The organism is Acinetobacter sp. CY17, from assembly GCF_059515825.1.
Genome location: NZ_JCAKMX010000001.1, coordinates 1 through 23,224 on the forward strand (window position 1 = coordinate 1; position 23,224 = coordinate 23,224).

Consider the following 23,224-nt stretch of genomic DNA (forward strand, 5'->3'; position numbering starts at 1 on the left):
AAAATCACTACAAACAACTTGATTTAGTTAACGCTAACGAACAAAATAGACGACTCAGATATATCCTGTTAATAACTCATTTGACGAAAGTTAGGCATTTGTAAGACCTGATGAGTAAGCATCCAAGTTGTGCTGGCGACAATAGCAAGAGTGAACCACCTGATCCCTTCCCGAACTCAGAAGTGAAACCTCTTAGCGCTGATGGTAGTGTGGGGTTACCCATGTGAGAGTAAGTCATCGCCAGCTCATTATTCTAAAAATCCCTCGATCGTTGATCGGGGGATTTTTTTTCGCCTATAAAAAGCAATAAATACCCTCAGAATTTGCATGAAATTGTTTTAATAATGTCTTATTCTTCATTGCGGTTATATAATAATAGCCTAAGTATAATTTAAATTAAAAAGCCAAATCCAACAAATGTCTATGAATAAAACGTAGTTTATCTTTAATAACATCAGATAATTTGAAAGGATAGGCATCTTCTAAACCCATACTACGATTTAGAGCATTTAAATTAAAAGTTAATGTAATCCAACTTTCTAAAATTTTCTCAAAATTTTCAGCACCAATAGGGCACTCATCCATGGTGAGATTGGTTAAGCTACCTTGTTTGGCATTAACAGCTAAGCCTGCATGAAAAGCAGTTTCTAAGGTTTCCATCATATGTAAATAATGCGCCCAAGTTTCAGCCCAATCTTCCCAAGGGTGGGCTGTAGCATAAGAGCTAATATAGTGTTTTTGCCAGTTTGGCTCAGGCCCATATTCATAATGTTTTTGCAGTGCTATAGCATAATCTTGACGCTCATCGCCAAAATAATGTCTGAACTCTGCTAATAAATCTGGTCTTAAATTCTCAATTAAATAAAAATAGTAGTGACCACTTTCGTGTCTAAAATGACCTAATAGTGTTCGATAGTTTTCTCCCATATTAACTCGTGTGGTTTCACGATAAATCACATTTGCTTCTTGTGCATTTAAAGTAATGATACCTTTGCCATGACCAGTCATTACGGGTTGGCCATGCATTGGCACTAAAAAATTAAAACGTAGTCCAAGTTGATCATCATCATTTCGTTTTGGACGTGGCATTATATTTAAGCGCTGAGTTAAATATAAGAAGCGATGCTTGGCATGTTCTAGATGGCGCCAGTATTCAATATTTTCAGGTTGGTCAAGTGGGGGAATGATATAAGTAAGTTGACATGACTCACAATAAATTTCCTCATCATTAATACTGAGTACCCAATTACAAATTTGATGATGGGTGTAGTTGTAACAAGGTTTGAATTCAACATTTGTAATGTTTTTATGTTTCTGCTTAACCTGCCAAATATTGGCTTGTTTTTCATCAAAGCAGAGCAATTCTTGATATTTTGCGGAATAACCAATTCTGCAGCCGCAATGATCGCAATGTGTTTTAGCAAAAAAAATCTGCTGTTGGCATTCACTACAAGAGAAATAGCGCATAATATTGATCATTCCATTGCAAAAAACTATCACTTATTGTCTTTCAAAAACAACCTATATTCATTAGCTTTTATGCGAAAAATGATGCATTTCTTAGATTGTCTAGTCAGTACTGAATTTTTAACTCCATTTGTGATGAATTGAACAAAATAAGTAATCATTTAATGGTGTATGCTTTGGTTGCTATAATGGTTAAAATTATTTTTATAACAAAAATTAATTAATTAAAAACAATGGTTTATTGTATTATATGATGCGTATATAACGCATCATATTGATCGGTGGTTATTTTTGTCAATTACTTATATTGAGCATATTGACCCATCTAAGTAAAAAAAACTATGTGCGCGGTATAGGATTGTTTAAATTCCTATATGTTACACATCTAGTTTCAAACCGCTCTATCAAACTAAAGCTTGTAGTATTTAGAAACCAAGCAGAATGATAGTAAGAGGAGGCTTTGGGCATCCTGAGTAGCGAGCGAGATTTATTAGAATATGTGCTTGATGATTTGTAAGTTTATCAATAGAAAGCTTGAATCAATTTTTCATCTCTCTAAAACCATAGGGTTGTGAGATGACTATAAGCTTGAATGGGGGTTATGGATTTATATATTATTTAACATAATATTCATTATACGAAATTGGATCATGATATATTATCCATATCAATAAATGTGGTTGACTGCAGCATATAGATGGCTAAATGAAAAAACAGCCGCGGTATTTATCATTCGCTAACTTTAATAATTAATTTTTTATTCGTCATGCTTCAAATAAATTAGCTTATGCAAAGCATGACTGTTTTTTTAATCTGCTAAATATTTTTTAATTGCATCTAAAACCTCTTGAGGCTTTTCTCCATGTAGCCAATGCCCAGCATTTTTAATGAGTTGAATATCAGCTTGGGGAAATTGATGCTGTATTGCCTCAAAGTGTTCAGGTTTAGCCAAATAGTCAGAGTTTTGGCCACGTAAAAATAGACATGGTTTATTCCAAGGTTTTTGATTTTTCCAGGTTAGAATTTCAGAATAATTTTGCTCCAACCCTGTCACATTAAATAACCATTGTCCTTTGTTAAATGATTTAAGTAAAAATTGAATGACCATCATTTCATTAATATACTGCTGCATAATTTCAGTGGCGTGTTGGCGTGTGGTTGCTTGTGCATCTTGTACTGCAATGAGTGCCTGAAAAATTTTATTATGATGATAATCGTTTGAGGCTATTGGTGTTATATCTAAAATAACAAGTTTATCTAATCGATCATTCACCAGCTCTGCTAAACGCATAGCTGTTTTACCTCCCATAGAATGACCAATTACACTAAATTGATCAATATTTAATCCATCTAGTGTATCTACTACATCTTGTGCCAACAAATCGTAACTGTGTGCGTCGGAATGTGCAGATAAGCCATGATTACGTAGATCAATTTGTAGCGTGGCATAGTCTTGCTGTAATGCACGAGCTAACATCCCCAAATTGCTTAAGCTACCGAATAAACCATGAATAAAGACTAAAGTTTTTGCTTGAGTATTAGGATGGGCTTGGTACTGATAATGAAGTTGCATAATTCAGGAAAATCATAAATAGATATACTTATATTGGGTTGATTGATTGGATTAAGCAAGGATCTTCACTGTATTTTTAAGACATCTTGGTGTTATTAAGAATCTAGTATAAGCTTTTGTTGCATAAATTATTTTGCATTAAATTTGCTGGAATATTAGGCATTTTGGCAGATTTCGCCTGAATTTTTTTTTTGATCTGTATGATCATATTGGTCAATCAATCGCTTGTTGGTGTAGGGTTTTCTGAATATTGCATAGACTAGACTTCCTCAATCTATATCTTAATAAACAGAACGCAACCCAAATAAAATTAAATTAATTAACTGTTTTTGCTTTAATTTTATAAAAATGAACGATGTTGCCATAGGCATACCACACAAAAAGTTTTATAAATACTCATGTTTTAATGCTGCAACAACTCGGCATCTTTAATACTAATACTCACTATATTTATGTCACTTTATGTCTATAGATCTCAAAATTTATTGCTCTTGGTTTTATTTAAAAAATAAAAATTTGTAGCAATCTTGCAAAAAAAAATTTAAAAATGGCATTTTTTAACATTGTGAATTACTTACAAAATTTACAATATAGCACTCATATAACAGCTTGATCTTTTAGTAAATTATAACCACTTAAAAGATCAGATGTAGAAAATTATGCAATAATAGCGCAAACTTTGCATCTATCTTGCAAATTATCATTGCAAATTTAACATTGGAGTAATTTGAATGAGTTTAGCCATTTTGGTGATTCACGGACCGAATCTAAATCTGCTTGGACAGCGTGAACCAGAGGTTTATGGTTACTTAACATTAGAAGATATTAACCAGCAACTTATTCAACAAGCTCAATATTCTCAACTTGAATTAGCAACTTTTCAAAGCAACTGGGAAGGTGCCATTGTTGATCGAATTCATGAAGCCAAACAGCAAGGGGTGAAATTTATTGTGATTAACCCTGCTGCTTTGACGCATACCTCAGTAGCGGTGCGAGATGCTCTTTTAGGGGTAGATATTCCTTTTATTGAAGTGCATTTATCCAATGTACATGCACGTGAAGCATTTAGACATCATTCGTATTTATCCGATAAAGCTGTGGGTGTGATCTGTGGACTTGGTGCCAAAGGTTATACAGCAGCCGTAGATTATGCGATTGCAAAAATTCAACCATCTCATTAAGACTCAGGACTTGAACCATGGATATTCGTAAAATTAAAAAACTCATCGACTTGATGATTGAATCTGACCTACAGGCAATTGAAGTGAAAGAAGGTGATCAATCGATCGCTTTAACACGTCGTGTACCTGTGGTTGCAGCACCTGTTGCAGCTATGCCAGCACCTGGTGCTGCCGCTCCTGCTGCGCCTAAATCTGCACCACGCGGCGCAGTCGAAACTTCGCCAATGGTTGGTGTATTTTACGCAGCGTCAAGCCCTGGCGAAGCACCTTTTGTTAAAGTTGGCCAAACGGTAACTGCTGGCGAAACATTAGGTATTATCGAAGCCATGAAAATCATGAACCCAATTGAAGCAACGCAAAGCGGTGTTATTGAAGAAATTTTAGTAAAAAATGGCGAAGTGATTCAATTTGGTCAACCACTTTTCCGTTATCGCGCTTAAGTCATCATCACGAGGAACGATAATGTTGCAGAAAGTATTAATTGCAAACCGTGGTGAGATTGCCTTGCGCATCACCCGCGCATGCAAAACATTAGGGATTAAAACTGTTGGTATCTATTCTGATGCTGATAAAGACCTAATGCACCTACGCTTTTGTGATGAAGCTGTATGTATTGGCCCGGGTGCAAGTAGTGAAAGCTATTTAAACATCCCCGCAATTATTACTGCAGCAGAAATCACAGGTGCAGATGCCATTCACCCAGGTTACGGTTTTTTATCAGAAAATGCTGAGTTTGCTGAAATTGTAGAAACCTCTGGTTTTATTTTCATTGGCCCACGTCCAGAACATATCCGTTTAATGGGTAATAAAGTTTCTGCGATCACAGCCATGCGTAAAGCTGGTGTACCGACTGTGCCTGGTTCTGCTCATGCAGTGACTACACAAAATGCCTTAGAAGAAGCTAAAAAAATCGGTTTCCCACTGATTGTGAAAGCAGCTTCTGGTGGTGGTGGTCGTGGTATGCGTATTGTAGAACGTGTCGACACCCTGCTTGAATCTGTACAAGCAGCACAGCGTGATGCCGAAATGTGGTTTGGTGATGATACGGTCTATATGGAACGTTTCTTACAAAAGCCACGTCACGTTGAAGTACAAGTACTCGCCGACGGCAATGGTCATGCGATTCATTTATTTGATCGTGACTGCTCATTGCAACGTCGTCATCAAAAAGTACTTGAAGAGGCACCAGCACCAAACTTGCCTGAAGATGCACGTGCGCATATTCTGGAAGCTTGTGTGAATGCATGTAAGCTCATGCAATATCGTGGTGCTGGTACGTTTGAATTCTTATTTGAAGATGGTGAATTCTTCTTTATTGAAATGAATACACGTGTTCAAGTAGAACATCCTGTCACTGAGCAAGTTACTGGTATTGACATTATTGAACAACAGTTACGTATTGCTGCAGGTTTGGGATTAGATATCCAACAAGAAGATGTGGTCTGTAAAGGTCATGCGATTGAATGCCGTATTAATGCAGAAGATCCAACCACCTTTATTCCATCTCCAGGTAAAATTGAACAATTTTACGCGCCAGGTGGTGCAGGTATCCGTTTAGATTCTCATATCTATACAGGTTACAGCATCCCACCTTACTATGATTCGATGATTGCTAAAATTATTGCACATGGTAAAGATCGTGAAACTGCGATCGCTCGCATGAAACAAGCGCTTGATGAAACGATTTTAAGTGGTATTAAAACCAATATCCCACTGCATCGTGAATTGATTTTAGAAGATGCAAATTTCTGTAAGCAAGCAATGGATATTCACTATCTAGAAAAGCATTTGCTTAAGCAGTTAGAAATTCATGCTGAAAAAGTCGTGTAAGCTTTAAAATCAAAAAGCCACTCAACAGAGTGGCTTTTTTTTTACGGATAGATACGTCTTAGGCTGGCAAAACATTGATTGGGATGATCTTCTAAACAAAAAGAAATATGTGATGGTGTATGCCAAGTAATTGCAACTCGAGTCATTTCACCGCTTTGGTCTTCTTGAATACCAGAGCAATCAATTTCGTTGTTATCATGGCGAATATGTAAATTGAGTAAGGCAGAACTGTTGTTTAGGTCAATCCTAGGTTGATAGTCATAATTTCCGTAAGACCACTCTGCCCCACTTCGAATAAATACATCATGATTACTCTTAAAATTGTAATATTCGGTACATTTTTTATTTTCAGGAATAGGCATTCCCCACAATCCCACCAAAGCTGGCCGTGTGCTAATCTTAATATTATTTTGCATATTATCAGCCACTACAGGTACAGCATGAACTGGGATTGTTGCTGTAGCAGCTAAAAGTGCAATCAGTACCTTTTTTTTCATAAAAATCTTTATAGCGTATTAGAAAGTGAAGTTAAATGGAGTGCTTTAACTTTTATCTATCATACTGCTTCACGATTTAATACTCTATAGTTTTAGAATCTAAGTTATGTTGCTTTTTTATTGTCGCTTTATGAGCTCATGTCGCGTTGAATAGGAAGTGGACGCACAAATAGTAATCCTAATAAAGTCACTACACCTGCCAGTATAAAAATTATTTCACCGCCTAAACTCTGCCAATATTGACCCGCCAAAATACTGCCTAAGGCCACCCCAATCCCCCAGATGGTACTATAAAAAGCTTGGGCTCGTCCTTGCTGCTGTGGTGTAAAATAGTCAAAAATAATACGCATGGCAATTAAGTGAAATAAACCAAAACTAAAGGCATGAATAGATTGTGCAATAGCTTGTATCCATAATGAATCATAGAATATGCCCACTAATCCCCAGCGTAATGCAGTTGTACATAAACAAAGGCTAACTAAAGTACGAAAGCCCCAACGCTGAAAGAAAAACGGTGCACAAGCAAACATGACAATTTCTGCTATTACACCAATGGACCACAGGCCACCAATTAAACTGGTACTTAAGCCATGACTTTTTAAATAATTGCTATAAAAGCTATAAAAAGGCGCATGCGAAAATAATAGAATTAACTCAATGATAAAAAATGCACGTACAGCCGGTTGTTTTAAAACTGGCAGAATAGATTGCATTTTTTGCTGTGCCGAGGGTGCCTCATGAGGTTCAGCAATACTAAAAGACCATAAGAAAGCCAGTACAGCAATACATAATAAAACAATGGGCAATTGACTAATATGAATGATATCTAAGAGAGCACCAATACCAAACACGGCGATAATAAACCCTATCGATCCCCACTGTCGAACTCGACCATAGAGTGCTGCACGCTGTTTACCTAACCAAAATGCAGTCACTCCTTCAAATTGTGCCAAAATAGCATTTTGAAAAAAGCTAAAAATCAGCATCAATAAGGCAATAGATTGAAAGCTATTGGGAATAATAAAAATCAGTAACCAAACAAAAGCTTCAACCCAAGTGGCTACCCTCACCAAAAGCATACGCTTGCCTGATTTATCGGCAATCCAACCCCAAATAAAGGGAGCAAAAAAACGAGTGATAATGGCTACAGATGCTAATACGCCAATTTCGGAATAATTAAAACCTTGATCTTCAAGATAAAGGTTCCAATACGGCATAAAGGTGCCAACAATAGCGTAATAAAAGAAGTAAAATCCAGCGAGACGATTTTGGATGCGCATAATAGCCGCAAAACGACAAAAATAAGCCACAATGTTACACCCAAAACCAGTGAATTTTATAATCTATTTATTTTGATCACTCGCTAGGTCTATTTTTTATTATTAAATTGAAGAAAAACTAATCAGATCAAGTTGCTATGGTTCTTTCTATTTACAACGGATTAATAACGTAAAAATAGATAATCAAACTCATCAAGAGCATAATTGCCATAAAAAGATAAGTGTTTAGATTATTAAAACTTAACAAAAATTTCTTTAATTCCATAATATCCTCGGTATCTATGTTAAATGGTTTTAGAAATTATAAACAATTCTAAATAACAAGATGTGAGCGCTCAACATAAATAATAAAATGTGCTAAAAACGACACGTTTTAGATGGTTTTTCTTACACAGTCTTACATTATTAATAATTTCTTAACAATGTTATTTATTGTTATAGTGTGTATGGGTTATATGCATTCTTAAACAAAAAAAAGGATTGCTTTTCAGCAATCCTTTTTTTCGCATCTATCTTGCAGTTTATTGCAAAGGTAAATGCTGAAAATCATTTAACTCTTTACGGCTATAACCACGAGCCGCTAAAACTTTCTTGATACCAAGAATGACATCTTCATCCGTCGCTTGTTTTAATGCTGTAATGAGTTGTTCATTCGATTTACATGAACAGTCATTTTCAACACAAGCGGTTTGGTTTTTATGTGCGTTGACCTGTTGATCAGAGAACAGTTTTTGCCAAAAACTCATAGAGCCTTCATTGATAATCTAACATAGTTCGAAATATAGCCAATATAAAAAATAAAACAAGTGGTCATGAGCGACAAAAGCAGCGATTGATTGACGCATTTTTTCGATGATACTACTGCTTTTAAACGATATTATGCGATTTAATGGGCTTGCTTTTTTATAAGCTATTATTTTTTATAAACAATAAAGGGAGCCCAATTGAACTCCCCTTCGCTTTGGCAACTGTTGTTTGAGTAGAACCTCTATTTATTTCATTTCAAGCAATACACCAGATTCAACATGATGGGTATATGGAAATTGGTCAAATAAAGCAAATTTAGTCACTTGATGTGTATTGGCCAAAGTCTTTAAGTTGTCATGTAGCGTATCAGGATTACATGAAATATAAATGATACGTTTAAAACGCTGTAACAACTTTAAGGTTTCATCATCAATCCCTGCACGTGGTGGGTCGACAAACACTGTATCAAAGTCATAGCTTGCAATATCAATATGAGCTTCTTGCAAACGACGGAATTCACGTTCGCCATTATAAGCTTGAGTAAATTCTTCAGCCGAGAGACGTGCCACCTGAATATTGTCAATTTGGTTTTGTTCAATATTCCACTGTGCAGCATAGACTGATGATTTGGCCAGTTCTGTAGCCAAAACACGGCGAAAACGTGTAGATAGTGGTAAGGTGAAGTTACCATTACCACAATACAGTTCTAATAAGTCTTTTTCTGAATAATCTGCAGCCTCACAAGCCCATTGCAGCATTTTTTGACAGACTTGCGCGTTTGGTTGGGTAAAACTACTTTCAATTTGTTTATACAGATATTCACGTTCAAACACAGAAAGCTTTTCGACCACAAATTCTTCAGTTAAGACAAACTTCTGCCCACGACAACGACCAATTAATTTCACATTGAGTTGTTCAGCGACTTGTTTTGCAACAGGTAACCAATCTTGTTCTAATTTACGATGATAAATTAGAGAAACTAACACTTCCCCGCTTAAAGTCGCCAAGAAATGCACTTCAAATAAGCGTTGTGACAGAATCGGATCTGCCTTAAGTGCAGTTAAAAGTTCAGGCATTAAACGGTTAATGTTTTGATCTGCAATTTCAAATTGATCAATACGAATGACTTGCTTTTGCCCATCTTCATTGCGCTCAAACATAGCATAGAACATATCATCTTCAGTATGCCAAACGCGAAATTCAGCACGCATACGATAATGGTGTTCTGGTGATGCGAACACATCTAAAGCAGGCGGATTAAATTCAGCAAATTGCGCCGTGATACGGGCAACTTTAGCATCAAGTTGTTGTTGGTAAGATGAAGTCATATGCAAACAGGTAAAGCTATGAAAAGTGCTTCATAGTAACAAAATTTAAGGATGTTACCTAAATTTATCAGGTATAAAATCTATACAATTAAAAAAGGCGCTCCACATAGAGCACCTTTTGATGAAGCTAAAACAGGTTTATTCTGCAGAAATATCTTCAAATAATACAGAAGATAAGTAGCGCTCACCTGCATCAGGTAAAATCACCACAATGTTTTTACCTACATTTTCAGGACGTGCGGCCAATTGTGCTGCGGCTGCCATCGCTGCACCACTTGAAATACCCACTAAAATGCCTTCTTGGGTGGCAGTTTTACGGGCCCAGTCAATTGCCTCTTGGCTTGGAATGGCAATCACTTCATCGACTAAATCTAGATCTAAGTTTTTAGGAATAAAGTTGGCGCCAATACCTTGGATCTTATGTGGCCCTGGGGTTAAGTCTTCACCACGTTTGGCCTGAGCAATAATGGCAGATTCGGCAGGTTCGACTGCAACAGAATAAAGCGCTTGGTTTTGTACTTGCTCAAAATAACGTGAAATACCGCTAATGGTACCGCCTGTCCCTACACCAGACACTAAGATATCAACTTTACCGCCTGTTGCTTGCCAAATTTCAGGGCCAGTGGTGGTTTCATGAATTTTAGGATTGGCTGGGTTTTCAAATTGTTGTGGCAGGTAATACAGTTCTGGTTGTTCTTGAGTTAAGTGCACTGCTTCATCCACGGCGCCTTTCATGCCTTTAGCAGGTTCGGTTAACACCAAATTCGCGCCCAGTGCTTTAAGTACCTTACGACGTTCAATACTCATACTTGCAGGCATGGTTAAGGTAATTGGATAGCCCTTGGCAGCAGCCACAAATGCCAAGGCAATACCAGTATTACCACTGGTTGGCTCGACAATATGCATGCCCGGCTTTAATACACCACGTTGCTCTGCATCTTTAATTAAGGCAGCACCGACACGACATTTTACTGAAAATGCTGGATTACGTGCTTCTATTTTGGCTAATACAGTCGCACCACCAGTAATCGCACGGTTAATACGTACTAGTGGCGTATTACCAATGGCTTCAGCGTTATTTTCGTAAACTGCAATACCCAAATTATTTGGGGTTGGAAAAGCGGCATCGGTCATGTGTCTATCCTTCACATTTATTCAATTATAGGGTTTATCATACGCCAATTTTTTTAAATTTATCTTGTCTGACACACCAAGCGTACGCTTATTTTCCTATAAGTTATTTATCTATTTTAGCGATTAAACTGCGGTTAATTTAAGCAAAAATGTGTAAAATCGCCGATTTCAAAATTAACAAAACCGATCAAAATTAAAAATATGTTCGGAGAATTGCAAAAAATCACGGAGATATATCCTGTATCGTCATAAAATATAGCAATCTATTGTTCGGTTTTCTCGATAATGGTTTTTACAATAATAAAGCGCTCATTATATCTATACATAGCAAAAAGAGAGCTGTTTGCTGCTCTCTTTTTGGCTTTTCGCAACTATAAGTTAAGAGACTAACATTTCACGTAACTTAAATTTTTGGATTTTACCTGATGGGGTCATCGGAATATTGTCCCAGACTTCTAGGCGTTCTGGTAAATATTGTTTGGCTAAATTATGCTGTTGTAAGAACGTTAAAATTTCACTCAAGTCTAAAGCGTGCTGAGGATCTTTAAGTTTCACAATGGCACAAGCACGTTCACCTAAGCGTTCATCAGGATAGGCTACTAATGCAACGGTGGCAATTTTAGGGTGCTGATACAATAAAGATTCTATCTCCGCCACTGGAATATTTTCACCACCACGGATAATCACATCTTTTTTACGCCCACAAATGCGGATATAACCATATTCATCTTGATAGGCAATATCACCCGTATCAAACCAATCCTCGCTATTGGTGTCATTTAAATGCGGACGTTTTAAATAACCAGCAAAGTTAGAACAGCTACGCACCCATAAACGCCCTGCGCTATTCACGGGTTTTTCTTGGCCATGTTTATCGACAATTTTAATTTCTACTCCCTTGAGTGCCTTACCATCGGTATGACAAGAGCGCTCATCTGGATCTTCAATTAAGGTCATGGTCACGGCGCCACATTCGGTCATGCCCCAAGCAGAAATCACTTTGATATTTAAGTTTTGCCGTGCTTGTTCAACTAAGGGCCCTGGAATTGGTGCACCAGCACACAGGAAAGTTTTTAAAGATGGAATTTGGGTATTTAATTGTGCCACTTGGCTGGAAAGATCATTTAAAAATGGCGTGGATGCCATGGTAAAACTGACTTGTTCATTTTGAATGACTGCAATCGCTTGATTCACCTCCCAAATATCTTGCAGCACTGCTTTGGCTTGTAACCAAATTGGCATCATTAAGCCGTACATGAAACCAGTTTGATGTGCCATCGGTGATGCCATGAGCACCACATCGTTTTGGTCTAAATGCAAAGTATTGGCATATTCAACAATATTGGCAAATAAAGTATTTGAGCTATGCATCACGCCTTTGGGTTCACCCGTAGTGCCTGAGGTGAAAATCAGTTGCGTGACTTGATCTGGATCTAAGATATATTGATCTAATTCAGCAAGTTCTGTTGCACTGACATCATGTTCTAGCAATTGCTGAAAACTACCTTGTTGCTCATCAATCACCAAAACGTGTTCAAGTGTCGGAATTTTGCTTTGCAGTTGCGTGGCCAAAGCTGCGTGATCAAAACCACGAAAGATTTTTGGTACCACAAACAGTTTGGCTTCGCCGTGTTTGAGCATAAATTCTAGTTCACGTTCGCGAAAAATCGGCATGAGTGGATTGAGCACAGCACCAATCCGACTACACGCCAAATACAGTAAGCTAAATTCCCACCAATTGGGCAATTGACAGGCCACCACATCATGCGCTTGAATTCCCAAACGCTTTAAGCCCAGTGCCATTTGATTGGTGAGTTGCCAAATCTCCTTATACGTAAAACTTTGAGTCGGTTGCTGTTGTTTATAACTGACTAAAGCAGTTTTATTGGGTTGCTGCGCTACGGCCTGTTTCAACGCGTCCAGAATAGTAAAATTATGCCAATAACCGTGTTGTTGCATATAGGCACGGCGTCCTTCAATTAGCACTGCATCAAATTCCATATCCTGATGTCCTTATTGATTTTTATTGTTGTTTTTCATTATGCCGGCACAGCTTTGCGTCCTGCTTTATGCCGAGCAATAATGGTTTTCATAATTTGTGCGGTGCCATCGCCAATTTGGAAACCTAAGATATCGCGTAGGCGTTGTTCCATGACACCGCGGTCATAACCAGCATGACCAAAGGTAAGTAAACATTGATGCACCACATCATAAGCCAGTTTTGGCCCCCACCATTTACACATGCCTGCTTCTGCGGTGTGCGGTAGATGGTTGTCTTTGAGCCATAAGGTTTGTAAACACAATAAACGCGCAGCTTCGACTTGGGTTTCATAATCCGCCAATGGATGTGATACGCCTTGGAATGCAGTTAAAGGTTTACCAAAAGCTTCTCGTTCTGCGGCATACGCCCATGCTTCATCTAAACTCACCCGTGCCACAGCCAATACTTGTAAACCAATCAAGGCACGTGAAAAGTCAAAACCTTGCATGACTTGTACAAAACCTTTGTTTTCATCACCTAAGCGATGATTGACTGGTACGCGCACGTTTTCAAAGAAAATCGAACCACGACCAATGGCACGTTGCCCATGACAATCAAAACGCGTGGTGCTAATGCCGGGCAAATCCATTGGGACTAATAAAGCCGTCACCCCATGGGCACCAGATTCAATCGAGCCGGTACGCCCAAAAATGACCGCAGCATCGGCTTGATCAGCCGCAGAAATTGAAGTTTTTTCGCCATTTAGCACATATTCGTCGCCATCTCTCTCGATTTTTAAACGTAAACTTCCAGCATCTGAACCACCACGCGGCTCGGTTAATCCAATGGCAAATAGCGCTTCTCCACGGGTCAGCTTATGTAGCCACGGCGTGACCACTTCAGGATCACCATGCTCTGCCAAAATCTGACCATTTAGTGAAGCGAGTAAATTAATATAAGAGAAACTTAAATCATATTTAGCAACCGCTTCGTGAATTACGCCTGCTGCTAAGCGCCCCATGTCTTGACCACCATAATGTTCGGGTAATTCTGGGGCAATAAAACCCATTTCACCCATCATTTTCATTAAATCACGGTCAAAAATACGGCTTTGATCACGCGCTAAAAAACCCGGCGCAATATATTTTTGTGCAAATTTTTCCACGGTTTCGCTTAAAAATTCTAAGTCTGCATCGATATAAGGATTTTTTGACATATCATGACTCCTTATTTGGCATACTTACGGAATTCAGGTGCACGTTTTTCTTTTAAAGCATTGACGCCTTCACGTGATTCTTCGGTATCGTAATACAGTTTCAGTGCATACATACCCATGCCGGCAATACCGGCTTGATGCGCGGTATCCATGTTAAAACTACGTTTAGCAATCGCAATCGCGGTTGGACTGCGCTGACACAGTTCTTCACCCCATGCCTGAACTTCAGCATCCAATTCATCATGTGGCACGCATTTATTGGCAAGCCCCATTTCAACTGCTTCTTGACCACTATAACGACGGCACATATACCAAATTTCACGGGCTTTTTTCTCACCCACCACACGGGCTAAAAACGCCGTGCCATACCCTGGATCGACCGAACCCATTTTAGGGCCAACTTGACCAAATACAGCTTTATCTGAACAAATGGTCAGATCACAAATGGTGGCTAAAACGTTACCGCCACCAATGGCATAACCTTGTACACGGGCAATCACAGGTTTGGGTACATCACGAATCGCGGTATGTAGTTCTTCCATCGGTAAACCAATGGTGCCACGGCCATCATAATTCCCATCATGTGCAGATTGATCACCACCAGTACAAAACGCGCGATCGCCAGCACCAGCAAGAACAATCGCACCGACATTTTTGTCATAACCCGCTTTATAGAGGGCTTTAATCAGTTCATCACAAGTTGTTCCACGAAAAGCATTCATTTTGTCCGCGCGGTTAATGGTAATCCACGCCACACCATTTTTAACCTCATATAAAATATCTTCAAAATTCATGCTTTTATTTACTTGATTAATCGCTTCGTAATGCATTGTTGTTCTTCCTTGTTTGTTATTGTTGAATTAACCATTCATGGTTAAACCACCAGACACACTAAGTACTTGTCCAGTAATAAATGCTGCATCATCACTTAAGAAAAAGCTAATGGCTGAGGCAAGATCATCTGGCTGACCTAAACGCCCAAGTGGAATAGCTTTGGTAAAGGCTTCACGTAGTTTTTCTGGATTAGGGGCAGCATCCGTTACACCTGCCAACAGCGCAGTTTCTGTCGGCCCCGGACAAATCACATTTAAAGTAATGTTATGGCGCGAATGTTCGCGTGCGAGGGTTTTAGAAAATGATAGTAATCCACCTTTACATGCGGCATAAACAGCTTCGCCTGATGAACCGACACGCGCCGCATCTGAGGCAATATTGACAATCCGGCCACCTTTACGTGCCACCATACCGCCTAACACGGCGTGATGCATATTCAGCATACCCACCAAGTTAATTTGAATCAGCTTTTGCCATTCATTGGGTTCGGTTTGTACAAAGGGTTTAAAAATATCCCAACCTGCATTATTGACTAAACCAGTAATTGGCCCCAATTTTTGCTCGACTTCAGCAACCGCAGTGCTGACCGCATCACTTTGGGTAATATCACACGCCACGGCTAAAGCTGGTGTACCCAAGGCTTCAAGCTCTTGTTGTAGGGCTTGGGCTTTATTTAAATCTAAATCAAAAATTGCAACTTTAGCGCCTTCTTGCGCTAAACGCTTACAGGTTGCCGAACCAATCCCACCTGCTCCACCAGTGACAATCACGACTTGATCTTTTAATCCACGCATCCTGCTCATCCTTACTTATTGTTTTAAAATTATGATTGTTGATTCATAATTTCAACATAACCAACCTACTCGTGAGTTTCAATAGAAAACTCACGAGTTTTTATAAGGACATATTGGCAAAAAATACCAATAAATTAACTAATCCTTTGATGTTTAAATAATTTCAAAACAAACCAAATTGATTTTAGAAATAATTTGCAATAATTATCATTAAGTACTTGTTTTTTAGTTATGAAATAAAAGCCAAACAGAGCAAAAATGAAATTTTTTATTTTAATTCATGCTTAAAATTCCACTTTTGCAATTGTGACTTGATTAAGTCATGAATTCTATCAATAAATGAGCGTTTAATATGTTTTACACTGGCAAACTCTACCAAAACGACGAACCAACAAGCGAAAATTTAAGCCTCTAAATTAGAGTGAATAGACTAAATATTTTAAATAACCGCATAAATTCTCAGCAATCGGGTTTGTAATCAGAGAAATTATTACCGACAATAGCGCGATATGACACGTTTACTCAGGGAATGTAATGTCTAACGCTCGCTCTAGCCGTTGGTATCGCAACTTCACACAATCCATTTTAAAAAAAATGGTCTCGCCTCAGTTGCTTGGCTCCACTGCAGAATTAGCACAATTGCTTGAAACCCAACCCAACAGCCCTGTGTGCTATGTCGTTGAAGATGATTATGTTAGTAATGCGGTTTTAATTGATCAAGAAAGCCAAAAACAAGGCTTGGCGGCGGCCTTACACCCCTTGCAAGTTGGTCAATTGACAGAGAAAGATGCAATTTTAGTCCTGAATGAAAAAAATCCGCAGCATGTGCCTTATCATTATCCTGCTAAGTTGATTCGTTTCATTGAAGCTTTAGAACAAGACCCAAGCCTAGATGTACAATTTGTCCCAGTGACAATCTTATGGGGACGGGCTCCAGATTATGAAGATTCTTGGTTCAAAGCCTTATTTTCTGATGCTTGGGCGAAACCATCCCATTTAAAGCAAATGTTAAATGTGTCTTTATATGGTAAAGATAACTATATTGAGTTCCATAAACCGCAGTCCTTACGTGCTTTATTAGAGCAAGCCAAACAACAACAACCCAACTATTCACCTGCGCACCACATTGTAGAGCGTCTAGGGAGCGATTTAACCAAATCCAAAGAAGCCATTATGGGACCCGATTTATCGGATCGTCGTAATTTAATTCAAAATTTAATGCAAAGTGAAGCCATTCAAAAGGCCATTTTACAAGAAAGTATTCATAAAAAAGTCAGCATGTTTGAAGCAGAAAATCGTGCCAAAAGCTATTTAAACGAGATTAGCTCAGATTTTTCTTATTCAACTTTACGTTTTGCAGCATTAAGTTTAGAAAAACTATGGACTCAGCTCTATGATGGGATTGAAGTACATAACTTTGATACGGTACGTGAACTAGCCAAAGATTACGAAATTGTCTATACCCCATGCCATCGGAGTCATATTGACTATTTACTGTTGTCCTATGTGATTTTCAATCGCGGTTTGATGGTGCCACATATTGCCGCAGGTATTAATTTAAACTTACCTGTGGTGGGTAATATTTTACGTGGTGCAGGCGCCTACTTTATTCGTCGTAGTTTTAACGGCAATATGTTGTACACGGCGGTATTTAAAGAATATGTACATAGCTTATTGTCGCGTAACAGCCCAATTGAGTATTTTATTGAAGGTGGACGTTCGCGCACAGGCTTATTATTACCGCCTAAAAAAGGCATGTTGTCGATGACCATTCACAGTCATTTACGCGGTGCAACCAAGCCGATTGCTTTTATTCCCACTTATTTTGGTTATGAAAAACTATTTGAAGGCAGCTCATATATTAATGAGTTAAATGGTAAACCTAAAGAAGCCGAGTCGGTGTGGGGTTTACTTAGCTCAGTGCGTAAAATTGAAAAAGTCTTTGGCTTAGTGCATGTCAATTTTGGTGATCCAATTTATTTAGATGACATCTTAAAACAAAACGATGCTTTAGGTTTACAGCTGGGTATTAATGACGATTTACCCAAAAATGTCGTCAATAGTGTCACTCAAACAGCCAATGCCATTTTAGAGAACATTAACAAAGCAGCAGTGCTGAATCCCATTGCGTTACTGTCATTACTCCTACTGAAGGCACCTCAACATCGTCTTGAAAAAGCCAGTTTAATTGAGCAGTTGGATGACTATCGTGCTTTATTGGCTTTAAGCCCGTATGACAGCCGTATGATGCTAACCGAACTCTCAGGCGCTGCGATTATTGACTATGCCTTAAAACTAAAACAAATTGAGCAGCATCAAGTTGACGCTGTGGAGGTTATTCAAGTCAGCGATAAGCAACAAGGCTTACTCAATTACTTTAGCAATAACGTTTTACATTGCTTTAGTTTGCCTGCCTTAGTCGCAACTGCCCTTATTCGTGGTTATGTCAATCTGACGGATTTAAAAGCCTATGTTGCCAAGCTTTATCCATTCTTTAAAGAAGAACTGTTCTTAAAATGGCAAAACCATGAATTAGATGCGGCAATTGATGAGATTCTCGCGGCTTTTGTGCAATTAAATTGGTTAAATCGAAGTACACACACATTACACATCATTAAAGCTGCTCAGATTAAAGCCTTAGCAGAACTTGCCGATTCGAGCTTAACGAATTTTGTTTTAATGGCGCATTTTTTGGCGCAATTTGGTCACGAAGATAGTCTTGGTCTAGCCAAACTTGAAAAAATGACCAAATTGGGCTTAAAGACTTTACTATCCAACAGGCATTTGCATAATAGTTTTTATTTTGACAAAGCTACGGTCAAAAGTTTTGCACAAAGTTTAAAACATACCAGGTTGGCCCAAGTACAAGGCGGCAGTATTCAACTACCACAACCAGATGCATTGGCCTTCTTTAATCCAAGTGACACTGCAAAACTCGAGGCGATTCAACACGCCACCCAATTGAGCGACAAACTACTCAAAGACTTTGATCTTAAGGCAAAATCTTAAAATCATTTGAATTAATCAGCACGCTTTGTGGCGTGTTGGTTAAGTATCAAAATAACTAATAATACTCTTCATTAAAAACCATTGACTTTTGCAAAGATTAAATAATTCTCATTCTCTAACTGTTTTATACTAAGCGCCGTTTTTTATTTTGTAACCTACGAGACAGCTTTCATGAATGATGCGCTTGAGATTAAAGCTATGCGTGATGCCTCTGAACATGTGGTCACAGTTTTAAAATCATTAGCCAATAGCGACCGCTTAATGATTCTGTGTCATTTATCGCAACAAGAATTAAACGTCTCACAAATTGAGCAAATGACTCATATTCATCAACCCACCTTATCTCAACAACTGATGATGTTGCGCAAAAGTGAGATGGTCAGCACACGCCGTGAAGGTAAACAGATCTTTTATTCGATTCAAGATCCCAAATTGGTCAGCGTCCTAAATACGCTCTATCAGTTGTATTGCCCAGCTCGCTAAAGATTAGTTTTGGTTCTTTAGCATTTTTTATGCATAATATATCTAAAATTGTGATTTAGATAAATCTTATGCGTATCTCACTTCCAGCATGGCAATGGCTCAAGCACTATCAGTATGCTGATTTTCGTGCCGATATGATGGCAGCATTTATTGTCTTAGCCATGCTGGTTCCCCAAGGGATGGCCTATGCTATGTTGGCAGGGCTTCCCCCTATGATGGGCTTATACGCCAGTATTATTCCCATGATCCTCTATGCCATGATTGGCGGTAGCCCAACCTTATCGATTGGACCCGTAGCAATTATTTCCATGATGACCTTTGCCACCTTAAACCCCATGTTTGAAGTGGGTTCACCGGTGTATATTGAGGCGGCTTGTTTATTGGCACTGATGGTTGGGGTCATCTCATTTTTATTGGGACTTCTTCGCTTTGGCTTTTTAATTCAACTAATTAGCCACCCTGTGATTAAAAGTTTTATTATTGCCTCGGCATTATTAATTGCTTTGGGACAAGTTAAATTTTTATTGGATGTGCCTTTACAAGCCAATAATATTCCTGAATTTATAGCCAGTCTGTGGCACTATTTTTCACATATCCAGATCAATAGCTTGCTGTTTGGACTTGCTGCAATTTTATTTTTAATTTATCTGCCTGAGCTCTTTAAACGCTTGCATCTGAATACGTTTTGGGTCAGAGCAATCCCGTTATTTTTGGTGGTGATATCAATTGTTTTGGTCATGACATTCAATTTAAACCACGCGGGCATTAAAACTGTAGGTGAAATTCCCTCAGGTTTTCCACCACTTGATTTTCCTCATTGGAATACAGATTTGCTGATACAGCTGCTCCCGGGTGCTAGCATGATTGCCATGGTGAGTTTTGTTGAATCACTTTCCATTGCCCAGGCCACTGCCTTACAACAGCGGAGTCAACTCAATAGCAACCAAGAATTGATTGCCCTTGGTGTGGCCAATATCAGTGCAGGCTTAAGCTCGGCCTTTCCTGTTACAGGCAGTTTGTCGCGAACCGTGGTCAATGCCGATGCGGGTGCCAAAACCCCTATGGCAGGTGTGATTTCATCTTTATTGATTGTCCTAGTGAGTCTCTACTTTACCGGATTTTTCCGTGATTTACCGTTAACCATTTTGGCGGCGACCATTATGGTGTCGATTTGGAAGCTGGTGGACTTTAAGCCCTTCATTGATACTTGGCGCTATTCTAAAGCGGATGGTTTGGCGATGTGGATTACCTTTTTTGCGGTGATTTGCATTGATATTAGTACAGGCTTGATGATTGGGATTATTTCCACATTTATTTTAATGCTGTGGCGTATTAGTCGACCGCATATTGCTCATATTGGTTTAATCCAAGGCACACAGCATTTTCGGAATGTACAGCGTCATCAAGTCAATACTGCAGAGCATGTTTTATCGATTCGTATTGATGAAAATTTAACATTTTTAAATGCACAAACCTTAAAAGGGTTTTTAATTAACGCCGTGAGTGAGCATCCTAAGCTACAACACGTCGTTATCAACTGCTCTAGTATTAGCAATATCGATTATAGTGCACTTGAAATGCTAGAAGATTTAAATGCCGAGCTGGCTAAGCTCAATATCCAGCTCCATTTTTCTGAAATTAAAGGACCTGTGATGGATAGCTTAAAGAATTCGCATTTGCTCACTCATTTAAGTGGCAATATTTATTTAAGTCATTATCAAGCCATACGTGAGTTAGCCCCTGAGATCCTAAACTAATATGCGGATATTCGATATTTTTTTAAAAAACAACAGCTAAATTCAGCCATAAAGTGAATTTTTAAAGTGGAATTTAATTTTTTGTTTTTAAAAAACATATATTTATTTTTTATATCAAAATATTTTTTTAGGCATAATGGTTTTCAGTATAAAATATCGATTCATTTTGTAATTTTTTGTCCTCGTAATTTCTGACAAGGCCCTCCTATGTTTTCAGCTTTTACGCGTTTGAGCTTAGTCACACGAATTGTGATTGCCATCATTTTAGGTGTGCTCGTCGCGGTAGTTACACCGCAATATGCACCTTATTTAACGATTCTTGGCGATCTGTTCATTAAGGCCCTCAAATCCGTTGCCCCAATTCTTGTATTTGTTCTGGTTTTGTCTTCTATTGCGAACTTTAAAGTCGGCAGTAGCAATGCGTATATCAAACCCATTATGTTGATGTACGCAGCTGGCATGTTCTTAGCTGCTTTAAGTGCAGTGGTTGCCAGTATGCTGTTCCCAAGTACTTTATTCTTAGACATGCCTGCACAAGGTGAGTTAACGCCACCGGGTAGCTTGACAGAAATCTTTAGAAACTTACTTTTAAGCTTTATTGCCAATCCAGTGACTGCGATTGCTGAAGCGAATTTTATTGGTATTTTAGCTTGGTCAGTGGCTTTAGGTTTAGCCTTCCGTCATGCATCGGACACGACTAAAGGTGTGCTCAATGACGCGGCCAATGCTGTGAACTCAGTCATTCGCTTAGTGATTAGTTTTGCGCCTTTTGGTATTTTTGGTTTAGTGGCAGTCACTTTTGCTGATGCTGGCTTAAGTACCTTAATGAGCTATGCGCAATTACTGGCCGTCTTATTGGGTACTATGTTCTTTGTCGCCTTAGTAATTAACCCGATTATGGTGGCTATGGTGACTCGTGGTAATCCATATCCGTTGGTATTGCAGTGTTTACGTGAGAGTGGTATTACTGCCTTCTTTACCCGTAGTTCGGCAGCCAATATTCCGGTCAATCTAGATTTGGCAAAGCGCCTTGGTGTACCTGAATCTACAGCTAGTGTTGCAATTCCTTTGGGGGCTGCGATTAATATGGCGGGTGCTTCGGTGACCATTACGGTACTTTCGCTGGCTGCAGTGAATACTTTGGGTATTCCAGTGAGCTTTACTACCATGCTGATTTTATCTGTGGTAGCGACTGTATCTGCATGTGGTGCTTCAGGTGTTGCAGGTGGTTCATTGCTGTTAATTCCTGTTGCATGCGGTTTATTTGGTATTTCATCTGATATCGCGATGCAGGTGGTGGCCATTGGTATGGTGATCAGTGTGCTACAAGATTCAACTGAAACTGCACTCAATTCATCCACAGATGTATTATTTACCGCAGCAGTGGATCGCGGTATGCGCTAATATACGTTGATTCGTATAGTTATTATAAAATTATGCCGTTTCAAAATTTACCTAATTGGGTGCAATTAGGCGCATTCTTTCTTGCTGTCAATGCAGGAATGATCAATGTACTTGGCTTGATGACCGTATTACATCAAGCCATTTCACATATGACTGGCAATGTCAGTGTCATCGCCATGAGTTTAGTACAAAGCAATCTTGACACTTTGTTATATGCCTTGGCCATTGTGATCAGTTATGTTTTAGGCTCAATCTATAGCGGCCTGATTCTTGCCAATAGCCACTTTCGCTTAGGGCGCCGTTATGGTATTCCTTTGAGCTTAGTGGCTTTTTTTATTGTCTTGTGTTGGCTATTTTTACCCTATTGGCCCCGTTATGCACTACTTTGGGCTGCTGTAGCGATGGGTTTACAAAACGCTATGGTCAGCCATTATCAAGGTGCCATCATTCGCACCACGCACTTATCCGGTGTTTTAACTGACTTAGGTTTAGCCTTGGGGTATTGTTTACGTGGTTTAAGTGCAGGACGCCGCCGTGTGATTTTACATCTTTTGATTTTATTTGGCTTCTTATGTGGTGGAGTCATTGCCAGTTGGATTTATCCTTTATTACAATCCAATGCATTCTTAGGGCCAGCTGCTTTAAGCTTGGTGATGAGCTTAGTGTATTGGCTCATTTATTGGTATTATCGACACAATTAATTTGGGAA

20 protein-coding genes and 1 rRNA gene are annotated in these 23,224 nt (G+C 38.8%); 9 read left to right on the forward strand and 12 right to left on the reverse strand.

Annotation, left to right across the window (positions count from 1 at the left end; all coding sequences use genetic code 11):
• Positions 1 to 131 precede the first annotated feature (131 nt).
• Positions 132 to 246, forward strand: a 5S ribosomal RNA gene (gene rrf, locus AC5YCI_RS00005).
• A gap of 150 nt (positions 247 to 396) precedes the next feature.
• On the opposite strand, the gene AC5YCI_RS00010 is transcribed toward rrf, so the two are convergent.
• Positions 397 to 1,467: a zinc-binding metallopeptidase family protein gene (locus AC5YCI_RS00010; protein ID WP_496130874.1), complete on the reverse strand. Its 1,071-nt coding sequence runs from the start codon at positions 1,465 to 1,467 to the stop codon at positions 397 to 399.
• Between the two features lie 808 nt (positions 1,468 to 2,275).
• Entirely contained in the window at positions 2,276 to 3,040 is a 765-nt protein-coding gene (locus tag AC5YCI_RS00015; protein WP_496129204.1) for an alpha/beta fold hydrolase, read from the reverse strand.
• A gap of 731 nt (positions 3,041 to 3,771) precedes the next feature.
• Between AC5YCI_RS00015 and aroQ the strand changes: the two genes are divergently transcribed.
• The 3 genes from aroQ to accC are packed head-to-tail and all read left to right on the forward strand — an operon-like array spanning position 3,772 to position 6,051.
• Complete coding sequence (aroQ, locus tag AC5YCI_RS00020) at positions 3,772 to 4,221, forward strand: type II 3-dehydroquinate dehydratase (protein ID WP_496129203.1); 450 nt, start codon at positions 3,772 to 3,774, stop codon at positions 4,219 to 4,221.
• Between the two features lie 17 nt (positions 4,222 to 4,238).
• On the forward strand, positions 4,239 to 4,661 hold the full coding sequence (accB, locus tag AC5YCI_RS00025; protein WP_496129202.1) for an acetyl-CoA carboxylase biotin carboxyl carrier protein: 423 nt from the start codon (positions 4,239 to 4,241) through the stop codon (positions 4,659 to 4,661).
• 22 nt (positions 4,662 to 4,683) lie between these two features.
• Positions 4,684 to 6,051: an acetyl-CoA carboxylase biotin carboxylase subunit gene (gene accC / locus AC5YCI_RS00030; RefSeq protein ID WP_496129201.1), complete on the forward strand. Its 1,368-nt coding sequence runs from the start codon at positions 4,684 to 4,686 to the stop codon at positions 6,049 to 6,051.
• Between the two features lie 41 nt (positions 6,052 to 6,092).
• Here the strand turns inward: accC and AC5YCI_RS00035 are convergent, their stop codons facing one another.
• The 10 genes from AC5YCI_RS00035 to AC5YCI_RS00080 form a co-directional block, all read right to left on the reverse strand.
• A complete protein-coding gene (locus AC5YCI_RS00035; protein ID WP_496129200.1) occupies positions 6,093 to 6,548 on the reverse strand; it encodes a hypothetical protein in 456 nt (151 codons plus the stop codon).
• 128 nt (positions 6,549 to 6,676) lie between these two features.
• Positions 6,677 to 7,828, reverse strand: coding sequence for an MFS transporter (locus tag AC5YCI_RS00040; RefSeq protein WP_496129199.1), 1,152 nt, complete (start codon positions 7,826 to 7,828; stop codon positions 6,677 to 6,679).
• A 151-nt stretch (positions 7,829 to 7,979) separates the two neighbouring features.
• Complete coding sequence (locus tag AC5YCI_RS00045) at positions 7,980 to 8,093, reverse strand: hypothetical protein (RefSeq protein WP_228722443.1); 114 nt, start codon at positions 8,091 to 8,093, stop codon at positions 7,980 to 7,982.
• A gap of 256 nt (positions 8,094 to 8,349) precedes the next feature.
• A complete protein-coding gene (locus tag AC5YCI_RS00050) occupies positions 8,350 to 8,574 on the reverse strand; it encodes a hypothetical protein (RefSeq protein ID WP_496129198.1) in 225 nt (74 codons plus the stop codon).
• Positions 8,575 to 8,820: 246 nt separating this feature from the next.
• Positions 8,821 to 9,903, reverse strand: coding sequence for a tRNA (uridine(54)-C5)-methyltransferase TrmA (gene trmA / locus AC5YCI_RS00055; RefSeq protein ID WP_496129197.1), 1,083 nt, complete (start codon positions 9,901 to 9,903; stop codon positions 8,821 to 8,823).
• Between the two features lie 138 nt (positions 9,904 to 10,041).
• Positions 10,042 to 11,037 carry a cysteine synthase A gene (gene cysK / locus AC5YCI_RS00060; protein ID WP_496175051.1) on the reverse strand — a complete coding sequence of 332 codons (996 nt, stop codon included), beginning with the start codon at positions 11,035 to 11,037 and terminating at the stop codon, positions 10,042 to 10,044.
• Positions 11,038 to 11,415: 378 nt separating this feature from the next.
• Positions 11,416 to 13,038, reverse strand: a complete 1,623-nt coding sequence (locus AC5YCI_RS00065) for a cyclohexanecarboxylate-CoA ligase (RefSeq protein ID WP_496129195.1) — start codon at positions 13,036 to 13,038, stop codon at positions 11,416 to 11,418.
• A gap of 38 nt (positions 13,039 to 13,076) precedes the next feature.
• Positions 13,077 to 14,234, reverse strand: coding sequence for a cyclohexanecarboxyl-CoA dehydrogenase (gene aliB, locus AC5YCI_RS00070; protein ID WP_122902118.1), 1,158 nt, complete (start codon positions 14,232 to 14,234; stop codon positions 13,077 to 13,079).
• 11 nt (positions 14,235 to 14,245) lie between these two features.
• Complete coding sequence (gene badI / locus AC5YCI_RS00075) at positions 14,246 to 15,028, reverse strand: 2-ketocyclohexanecarboxyl-CoA hydrolase (RefSeq protein WP_496129218.1); 783 nt, start codon at positions 15,026 to 15,028, stop codon at positions 14,246 to 14,248.
• 66 nt (positions 15,029 to 15,094) lie between these two features.
• A complete protein-coding gene (locus tag AC5YCI_RS00080; protein ID WP_496129194.1) occupies positions 15,095 to 15,862 on the reverse strand; it encodes a glucose 1-dehydrogenase in 768 nt (255 codons plus the stop codon).
• Between the two features lie 534 nt (positions 15,863 to 16,396).
• Here AC5YCI_RS00080 and plsB point away from each other — a divergent pair.
• The 5 genes from plsB to AC5YCI_RS00105 all read left to right on the forward strand — a co-directional run bounded on the left by plsB (position 16,397) and on the right by AC5YCI_RS00105 (position 23,216).
• Entirely contained in the window at positions 16,397 to 18,871 is a 2,475-nt protein-coding gene (gene plsB / locus AC5YCI_RS00085; RefSeq protein WP_496129193.1) for a glycerol-3-phosphate 1-O-acyltransferase PlsB, read from the forward strand.
• 171 nt (positions 18,872 to 19,042) lie between these two features.
• Positions 19,043 to 19,354: a metalloregulator ArsR/SmtB family transcription factor gene (locus AC5YCI_RS00090; protein ID WP_496129191.1), complete on the forward strand. Its 312-nt coding sequence runs from the start codon at positions 19,043 to 19,045 to the stop codon at positions 19,352 to 19,354.
• A gap of 68 nt (positions 19,355 to 19,422) precedes the next feature.
• Positions 19,423 to 21,111, forward strand: a complete 1,689-nt coding sequence (locus tag AC5YCI_RS00095; RefSeq protein ID WP_496129190.1) for a SulP family inorganic anion transporter — start codon at positions 19,423 to 19,425, stop codon at positions 21,109 to 21,111.
• A gap of 207 nt (positions 21,112 to 21,318) precedes the next feature.
• Positions 21,319 to 22,515: a serine/threonine transporter SstT gene (gene sstT, locus AC5YCI_RS00100; protein WP_496129189.1), complete on the forward strand. Its 1,197-nt coding sequence runs from the start codon at positions 21,319 to 21,321 to the stop codon at positions 22,513 to 22,515.
• A 32-nt stretch (positions 22,516 to 22,547) separates the two neighbouring features.
• Positions 22,548 to 23,216: a YoaK family protein gene (locus AC5YCI_RS00105; protein ID WP_496129188.1), complete on the forward strand. Its 669-nt coding sequence runs from the start codon at positions 22,548 to 22,550 to the stop codon at positions 23,214 to 23,216.
• The last annotated feature ends 8 nt before the right edge of the window (positions 23,217 to 23,224 follow it).